1 protein-coding gene is annotated in these 564 nt (G+C 62.9%); it reads right to left on the bottom strand.

The annotated features are described in order from the left end of the window. On the bottom strand, positions 1–453 hold a 453-nt coding region (locus ACH0CP_RS18940), incomplete at its 3' end, for a transposase (protein ID WP_197419148.1). Positions 454–564: the final 111 nt, after the last annotated feature.

The raw sequence follows: 564 nt of genomic DNA, 5'->3' as shown, positions 1-564 counted from the left end.
GTAACTGGCGCAGTAGATGTCGATCATCGCGGACATCATCCTGGCCAACTCGCGTGTGGTCGGCGCATTTTCCCACCGGCTCATCGTTGGTTGGCTGGCCAGCCCCGCGCCCGATCCCGGCAGCTTGCCCAGCGCCAGGCGGAAGCCCGGATCGTCACGCAGAGCGTCGAGATCATCGGCGTCCTCGTAGCCGCACGCGATCGCGAACACGCGGGCACGCAGTATGTCATCAAGGCGATGGATCACCCGCGCAGGATCGCGCGGATCGGCAATGCAAGCCGCAAGCCGCCGGCAAAGCCCCATCGCGCGCTCGGCCTGTGCCAGCAGCAGAACACCGCCATCCGAGGTGAGCCGACCTCCGTCGAACGCGGCTGTGATCTTCTTGCGCCCGATCGCTGGAAACGAAAATCCCGGCGCGCTATCATCGCTCCCGGCGGGTGTGGTCCGTGGCATAAATTGCCTCGCTGCAGGAATGGCCTAGACACCCATTTTCCTACATCAAAGCAATCGCTTAAACCACTCCCGCCAACCCTTCTGACCGAACCCGATGAATAAGCCGGGTTA

The sequence above is a fragment of the Sphingomonas sp. 179-I 2A4 NHS genome (assembly GCF_045369135.1).
GTDB lineage: Bacteria > Pseudomonadota > Alphaproteobacteria > Sphingomonadales > Sphingomonadaceae > Sphingomonas.
Note: the sequence above shows the minus strand (reverse complement) of the source record. Positions and strands in the feature narration are given on the sequence as shown.